We start from the raw sequence: 7859 nt of genomic DNA on the forward strand, positions 1-7859 counted from the left end.
TGTATTTGTAAAAATATTTTTCCACTCTTACCAAATCCCTTTTGAATACTACAATTAAAAAACAATTTATCACTAAATATTTTTATTTAAATATTTCTTTAAAATAGATATTAACTGAATTTTAATCAACCTTTAACTCAATTAAAGGCCCTAACCGATTCACATTTTCTTGCATGAGAGCAATTTGATTGATGTGTATATGCCTATACAAATTTCTAATAGCTAAAGGCTGAACAGTATCAGTATAAAGATCATGACTTTTATGGATCTGTTCAAAAAATTTCGTAGTGTTATTGTCCACATGGTTTCGGTTGATTTCATTCCAGCATTCAGGAATTAATATCGACATTGTTCTACGTTTAAGGAAATGAGCAGCGATGTTCAACCCGAATGGATCAAAATCACCATAAAATGCAATTTCAGTATGTTCGGGAAGTTTGGCTAGTAATTCAAACACCTGACGTGCATTTTGACCCTGACCACGATATAAAAATAGACTGTCTTGCCATTTTTCAGGTAGCTGTTCATACCAATCAAACAGTCTCGTCAACATCGTTCCATTTTCAACAATAATCAGTTTTTCAATCTTATTGCAACACAACACATGGGCATGAACCGTGGGCACTAAGCCCTTATATCCAATCGTTACCTCTTCCTGTTTTAATGGCAATTTTGCATGCACCGATGCAAATACAAGTTGATCGCCGAATACAGAATATCCACCAGACTTTTCATCTTTCAAAAAGTTTAACAAATCCATACGATCAGATTCTAAATTCAGAGACTGTTCAGGAGCGACTTTAACCTGTTTTGCATAGATACAGCGCTCCAAATACTCCAGTTCTTTGGATGTAAGGTGAAGCTCCTTACCATGGACCGTACCAATCTGATAATCCTGATGAACTTTTTGCCAGGTTTTATTGAATGCCATAGACCGCTTTTTTAATTGCAATGCCGTCTGAATTACCGATAGTTCACGTATACCAAATGTCACTCATATTCTCCTATCAGGCAATCTGTTGCAATTTATCAGTTCGAGAAATGATGACATCAGATACACAACTATTTCCATCAAATATAGGATCTATAGTTTCGACAAATTCCATGTTCAATTTATCTTTGAATCGGTTTCTATAGTGGCTGGTTAAAGCGATCAGCCAAAAATCGATATCGCATCCTGGCATTAGCAGCTCATATGTTTCAACGCCACTCAATTGTTGATGTTTTCCCCCATCCACAAGCAATGCATCAAAGAAATTACTCGTAGCAATTTCTAAAGCAGTTAAAGGCTGTTCAACAACCTCACTCCCTTCTCTAACATCTGGCAGATTTTCTTGATTTTTATTCTGCTCTATCCGTTTTTCACGCTTGGCAAATACTTTTGAGCCAAGTTCACGTAGCGTTTCCTGTTCTTCATCAGCATCCAGATCTGCATAGCTGATGAGTTCACTGCATGGCACATGATAAAAAACTTCTGACGCCGTCGCTTCATCAAACTCCAGGTTTAATGTAGATTTTCCTTTTAAAAAGCGGTGGAAAGCATCCACCATGTTGCTTTTTTTCTGCGAAGATAATTCTTGTTTCCAATCAAACAACTGCTTGTTTAATTTAGAAGCACTGTATTTCACCTCTTTACTACAGATAATGAATACGGGGATCAGCTTATTTACCACCAAACTTTCAAGATCTTTATCTGAAGCACCAAGCTCAAGCATTGCGTTGGTTGAAAGTGCGCCCATCACTTCAGTCAATGAACTTAAAATCCTGATGGTTTTTTCAATGCGTTGAATACGGACCTCAAGATTGTTAAACAATGCCAGGTCTTGAAGTGCTTGGGTGGAGAAATCATAGCAGCTCTCAAAAATAGTATTGGCTAATTCAACAATACCTTCACTAATTTCATCCTTATAAATTTCAGCATCTTCTACACTTTTGAGTTTGGTCGTTTCAAATTCACTGATATTGGCACGAATATCTGAAATAAGTTTATGAATCTGTTTAGAGCTGTCAGTAACCCTCCGTTTTTTCTCATAATACGTTACGAATGAAATCACGTGGTTGTATAAGTTAAAGCCATTTTTTTCAGTGTTGAAATAGCCAAGTTCTGCTTTATTCAATACTTTGATTAAATACTCATTGTCATCAGTTACAGGCACAATTGCGTTGTTAAATACAATCGCATTACCGATATGCTCAATGTAGTTGTTGAGCGCTTTTGCCGCTTTGGCTGCTGGATATTCTAACTCACTCATATCAGCTCGCCCTGCTCCGGTTCAGGTATTTCATCGTAATTGATGCCATTAAAAGTACAAATGTATTCTAGCTCATCATAGAAAACAGACCACTTAGCTGTCGCAATATAAGTCGTGCCAGTGTTACCGGTTGGATGCAGATATTGATTGCTGACAAGGTATTGAAGCACAGAGCTAATCTGCTCTTTGGGTGAGGTGGATGCCTTACCTAATTTGATGACTAACTCTTTGAGTTGCGACATAATAAGTGGAGATCGTTCAACCTCAGTGATGAGTTCACCATAAGTCACCGTATCCCCACATTGCATGATACGGCTATTGTCTTTTATTGAACGGCATAAGCGAAGCCAGTCATTCAAGGGCTCCATTTTCGACACAATTTCGCTGAACTGTTTTCTTAGAAGTTCACGGGTTGCTTTGTTCTTGCGACTTTCACTAAAGACACAGTAGAACCCATAATTATCTTTGGTACGGACACACTTTTTTCCCATCCAATCGAGATAATTATTTATTTCCTCCAAGACCAGATCATCTTGGAGCTTGTGGTAGAGATCTTTGTGAACATGTTCATCAATAATTCCCCCACAAATTAAAACATTTACAATGTCAGAAAAAATTGATTTAGCAATTTGCATAATAGGTCCCCACTAGGCTAAAAGCGGATTAGGTTTTTCGTTTTTCTGGGTTTTAAACTTGCGTATACCGAAGTTTCGGTCGATATCATTCTTATGCACAAAGCTTTCACTTAATTCACTGGATAAGTTCGGCTGAGCGCAGACCAGATAAATATTCTGCTTTTGCATCAACTCGAATAATCGCATTGTATTTTGTGAATCAAACTGGCCGATTTCATCGAGTGGTACATGGATGACTGTATTGATATCTGGACATAGTTTTCGTGTTAAAGCCGTAAAGATAATAATGACAATTAATCGTGATAAGCCAGTACTACTGCCGGAAAGCAAATCAGAATCATTGTTCACATAAACCTTACGGTTATTTTCCTCATAGCTGATACGCAGTTTGACTAAAGAGCGGATATCGTCAGTCTGAACATTCGACTTTTCTAATGCTTTAACAGCTGATTCAAATGACCGTATTAGCTTCTCACTCGGTAGTATGAGCTGAGATGATTCCTGGATTGATTCTTCATCCAGATCTTTTTCAAAGCGATCTAACTGCTCATAGACATTGAGGCCATCAAGTACAGAAAGTAATTCAATCTGAATATTACCTAACGCTGTAAATGGATTGGTTGTATTGGTTTGCTCCGTAAGATCCTTAGATATCGCATTCAGCTTACGGCGGAATTTAGCCAAAGATTGCCCATAATTACGTAAATCATAAGCAGCCAGTTTAAAACTATTGATCGTGAGGTTTTCTTTAGTGGGAATATCCACCAACAGCATATTTTCGATTTCTTTCATACCGTAAAGATCATATGTGGTGGTGTTCACATTACCTAACAGCGCCATACGGTTTTCCCACTGCTTGTAGAGCTCGAAATCACTATTCTGGCGTAAAATACTTAGTACTGTATTGAGGGATTGTTTCAGCTCCTTGAGCTGTTCTTTCTGACGATTAAGATGATCCTCAGTATTCCGGTAAAACCATTCAAAACTAACCGGCTCAGCAACCTCAAGCTGTTCAATATGCGGAATACCTTCCAGTACTGAATTAATACGGTTTCTTAAAGAGGCTATCTTGGTATTTTCCTCTTCAACCTGCTGAAGATTGCTTTCAATAAGGTTAACTTCATGACGTGATTGTTCTTTAAGTTTTTCGGTTTTGACATTCAGTTTGTCAAAATTTTGTCGGAAAGCATAAATTTCTTGTTCGAGATTTCCGATTAAGGTACAGATCCCCGTTTTACGAGAGTATTCCTGCTCGAACCAAATCTTGTACTGCATCAAGATGATTTCATAATCTTTCACGATATGACATTTATGGTTCAGTTGTTTTAGCTGATCCTGTGCCTTTTGATAAAGCGTAGTATCCAAACCTTTTTGCTGCAATTCACTATTACGTAAAGATTCAAGATCTATGAGTTTATTATCACATTTATGAATCACAGATTTAGATCTTTCATCCAACATTGCTTTACGTTCTAATTGTTCTTTAATTTTGAAATCATAACTCTGCTGAATTTGGTTTTTTTCATTGCCAAAACGATCATGAATCATTTGGCGTTCTACATTTACTTGTTGATTGAATAATTTTAATCGCTGACGAGCCTGATCACGTTGTCCTTCAGCTAATTTTCTCCGATCCATTACATTTGTTTGGATCTTTTGCTTATATTGCTCAAATATACGCTGGGTACTATCAAATGTTTCTCGGCATTGACGCAGCTCATTCTGTAATTTAATGAGGTTTAGCTCAAAATTCTGAACTGCTTTGGCAGCTACAGCCACTGCTTTTTCAGTATGGCTGTATTTTTCTTTAGCCTCTTCCAAAATAGTGGTTGCCTTTGCAAGGCGCTGCTCCAATTCATTGAGTGATTCGGCTTCAACCGGAAGATCTAGCTTGGAAGTATCAAGATGAAGGCCATAGAAACTAACATGTCCGCTTTGTTGTTCTGAGTCCCAAGAAGGCTTCAACCCGGTATGCAAAAATAATTTAGGATTAATCAGTTTGGCAATGTTGTGTTTCCAATCGTCTTCAGGACATTGTTTCAGAAAGCTCAATAATGTATTTTTCTGATACAAGATATCTCTTAACTGATGTTCCGTTTGTGTAGATTTATCTAAATGGTGTTTAGCTGAATCAAAATCTACATTAGCTCGAGTGTGCTCGCTTTTTAGGCGTGATAAATCAGCGTTTGCTGTGTTGAGTTGCTGTTCCTTATTCCGTATCGCTTTTTGGTGAGTGTGTAGATTCAGCTGGTACTCTTCGATTTGCTGTTGCTCTTCCTGAGTATGATTAGATGCTTCAGCAATCAAATTGTTGCAGTGATCAACCTCATCTTCATAAAATTTGCGCTCATTCTGTTTGCTTTGCTCGAAAGCATTAAGCTCATTTTTTTCATCCAAAGCCAGTTGATCTACTGCATGAGACCTATCCTGTTGCAAATTGTGTATTAAATTAGAAACCTCATTCTTACGTTCATGAATAGCAGCTAAATCTCGGTCTTTTTCTTCCAAGGCATTATTTTTAAGTTTTTCAAATTTATGAACAATTTCTTTCTGGTTCTTCTCTAACTCATCCACATAACGGCGCGCATCTTCAGCTTCCTGCTTGTACTTAGCAAGATTACTGAATTCTTCCTGTTTTTTCAGAATGTCAGCATTTTTATATTTCTGCTCGTTTTCCTCTATTAAAGCTAAACTATGTTGTAAACCTTCCAACTCACCTTTCGCCCGTGATTCATTGGAGCTATTCGCAATAATCTCATTTTCAATCACCTTTAATCCAGCTTTGGCATGTTCAATAGCTTGGCTTCTCTGATAACGAAGCTGTGCGATTGTCGTATTATTAAACTCTAGTTTATTGAGTGCCTGACCTCGATAAGCCTCCAGCAAAGAGTAAGTCTGCATTAAAGCATGTCGCTGCTCGATCCCCAGTTGCAGTTTTGGCTTTTCCTTATCAAACTCCCGTAATGTCTGAACATCAGCAATGAGGCTGGAAGAATTCAGCGTATTTGAGCGCTGATTCATCATCTGCTCATTTTCTAAAAAAGCATCAACCAACATGAGCTTGAAGTTATCTAACAGGTTGGTTTTATTTAGGGTGATCTGGGTGGATGCCCCAATATGCTTTAATTCATGGCCTTTACCGCTAAGAGAGAAAATAGAAGCAAGATCCCTCAATTTGAAATCACGATTCAGACGTTTTTTATCGCTAGTTAGAACCGCTACATAATCCAGGCTATTGTCGATCTGTTTACTGACGTAATAACCTTTAATTTCAATTTCTTGCAACAGACTTTTTACAGTCTTGTGTTGCTTATGGAATTCGATAGAAGATTTTGAAAAAACAGTCTCAGATGCGCTGCCCTGAATAAAGCGATAGCATTGTTTATCCTGATTACGGTAAAAAACAGCACAGCAAAGTCCCATCGGTGTGTTGTATTCAAACACAATCATGCTACGCGCATGAGGGAGATAATAATCTGTAAAATTGAGTTTATTGGCAGAGCGATCCATTAATCTGTCTGGACGGGCCCCATAAAATATCGGGATTAAATTTAAGGTAGAGGTTTTTCCTGCCCCATTTGCACCAGTTAAATTAGAGTTGCCTTCCCCCAATTCAATTTTTGTAGAATTATTTGGTAAATATGAATCATAAAGATAAATATTTTTTAGGCCATTCAATTCATGCAAGTCATTCATTTAACGTTTTTCCCAGAAGGATTATTCAATATTGCTTAGGGCAATCTACCCTTTTATCTTATTCAAATACCCAATAATTTTTTTTCAAACCTAGTAATACATTTAGCCGCATACATTATTAGGTAATCTTAGAAGATAGTATCAAAAAATGTAATAGTTTTAAGGACTAATGCTTGATACAACCAATTTCCAAGCCAACAAACCTTACATTTTTTTTAGCATGAATTTGGGGGGTTACCTAAGGGAATCGTGTCAAAAAAAATGTAATACTTTTTTTGATAAAATCCAGTCAAAATGTAACACTCCAATAGATCGATAGCCTGAAAATATTCTTATCTTAACGGACACTAAATATCATAAATAAATGAACAACAATGCCAATCTCATCTGGACAGTTCAGAGTTCGTATAACATGTATTAGTTAAATAGCACGCTTTAATGTGAGCAAATAACAGGCTATATCTAGTTTTTAAGGAAGTGTTTCTACACTTTTCTTTTTGAACCCTAGATTTACAAGGGAGTGAATCTCTACACTTATATCCCTGAATAATTCAAAAGATAATATTTATTAAAAACTTATCATAATTTTACCGATCACTATGTTCTTTGAAGATTTCTAATTATTTCTCCACCTATGTTGCTGGATCTACCAGGTAAAACTATACAAGGGGGATGAATTTATGAAAGTGTTGCAAGAAATCCGATCCAATATCATCTTGCCTAAGTATGATCTTCAAAATAATTTCACCTAATATTGATTTTCTATTATTGTATTAAGCAATGACCTATTATTAGCGCTAATCAATTAAGCTAATAAAATTTACAATTCAAGCAATTGAAAAAATTTAATGATGACTCTTATGAAAAAATTTAACTTTACTATTTTTATTCTTGATTTAAGTACCTCAAATATTTGTATTGAAGATAGATTGTTCGAAGTTGGCTGCAATGATGCTCTAGTATGTTCAACTAATGATGATATTTATTTAGATTTTATAAGAGAAGCTGAAACTCTCGATCGGGCTATTCAAAGCGCAATAAAAGATATTGAAATGGCGAGCGCTAAAGGCATTCAAATTAATGTTAACAATAAGCCTTATACTATAGTGATCTAACCTTCTATTTTTACTTTGATTCCCTTCTTAAATATATAATTCAAATGATTAATAAGTATTAACCTGAATCGCGGATAAGGAATAGACTTGAAAAACAGGAGGACTAGAGCCATCAGTTGAGTTACCACAGAGGTGGATCAGGAAATTTGAACAACACTTAT

5 protein-coding genes are annotated in these 7859 nt (G+C 36.3%); 1 reads left to right on the plus strand and 4 read right to left on the minus strand.

Translation table 11 applies throughout. The features are described 5' to 3' along the window. Window positions 1-121: 121 nt before the first annotated feature. The 4 genes from FTT88_RS16385 to FTT88_RS16400 are packed head-to-tail and all read right to left on the minus strand — an operon-like array spanning window position 122 to window position 6583. Entirely contained in the window at window positions 122-994 is an 873-nt protein-coding gene (locus FTT88_RS16385; protein ID WP_180174114.1) for a DUF2399 domain-containing protein, read from the minus strand. Window positions 995-1007: 13 nt separating this feature from the next. Beyond that, on the minus strand, window positions 1008-2252 hold the full coding sequence (locus tag FTT88_RS16390) for a hypothetical protein (protein ID WP_131286386.1): 1245 nt from the start codon (window positions 2250-2252) through the stop codon (window positions 1008-1010). Further along, window positions 2249-2887 carry a hypothetical protein gene (locus tag FTT88_RS16395; RefSeq protein ID WP_180174115.1) on the minus strand — a complete coding sequence of 213 codons (639 nt, stop codon included), beginning with the start codon at window positions 2885-2887 and terminating at the stop codon, window positions 2249-2251. Before FTT88_RS16395 ends, FTT88_RS16390 begins: the two co-directional genes overlap by 4 nt. A gap of 12 nt (window positions 2888-2899) precedes the next feature. After that, entirely contained in the window at window positions 2900-6583 is a 3684-nt protein-coding gene (locus FTT88_RS16400) for an ATP-binding protein (protein ID WP_180174116.1), read from the minus strand. An 860-nt stretch (window positions 6584-7443) separates the two neighbouring features. On the opposite strand from FTT88_RS16400, the gene FTT88_RS16405 reads away from it, so the two are divergent. Next, window positions 7444-7698, plus strand: coding sequence for a hypothetical protein (locus tag FTT88_RS16405; RefSeq protein ID WP_180174117.1), 255 nt, complete (start codon window positions 7444-7446; stop codon window positions 7696-7698). Window positions 7699-7859: the final 161 nt, after the last annotated feature.

This window comes from Acinetobacter sp. YH01024, assembly GCF_013420195.1.
In the GTDB taxonomy this organism is placed as follows: domain Bacteria; phylum Pseudomonadota; class Gammaproteobacteria; order Pseudomonadales; family Moraxellaceae; genus Acinetobacter; species Acinetobacter amyesii.

What these genes read in the sequence shown, in the direction of transcription:
- FTT88_RS16390 (WP_131286386.1), bottom strand. Translation starts at nt 2,252, where the DNA reads ATGAGTGAGTTAGAATATCCAGCAGCCAAAGCGGCAAAAGCGCTCAAC.
- FTT88_RS16395 (WP_180174115.1), bottom strand. Translation starts at nt 2,887, where the DNA reads ATGCAAATTGCTAAATCAATTTTTTCTGACATTGTAAATGTTTTAATT.
- FTT88_RS16400 (WP_180174116.1), bottom strand. Translation starts at nt 6,583, where the DNA reads ATGAATGACTTGCATGAATTGAATGGCCTAAAAAATATTTATCTTTAT.
- FTT88_RS16405 (WP_180174117.1), top strand. Translation starts at nt 7,444, where the DNA reads ATGAAAAAATTTAACTTTACTATTTTTATTCTTGATTTAAGTACCTCA.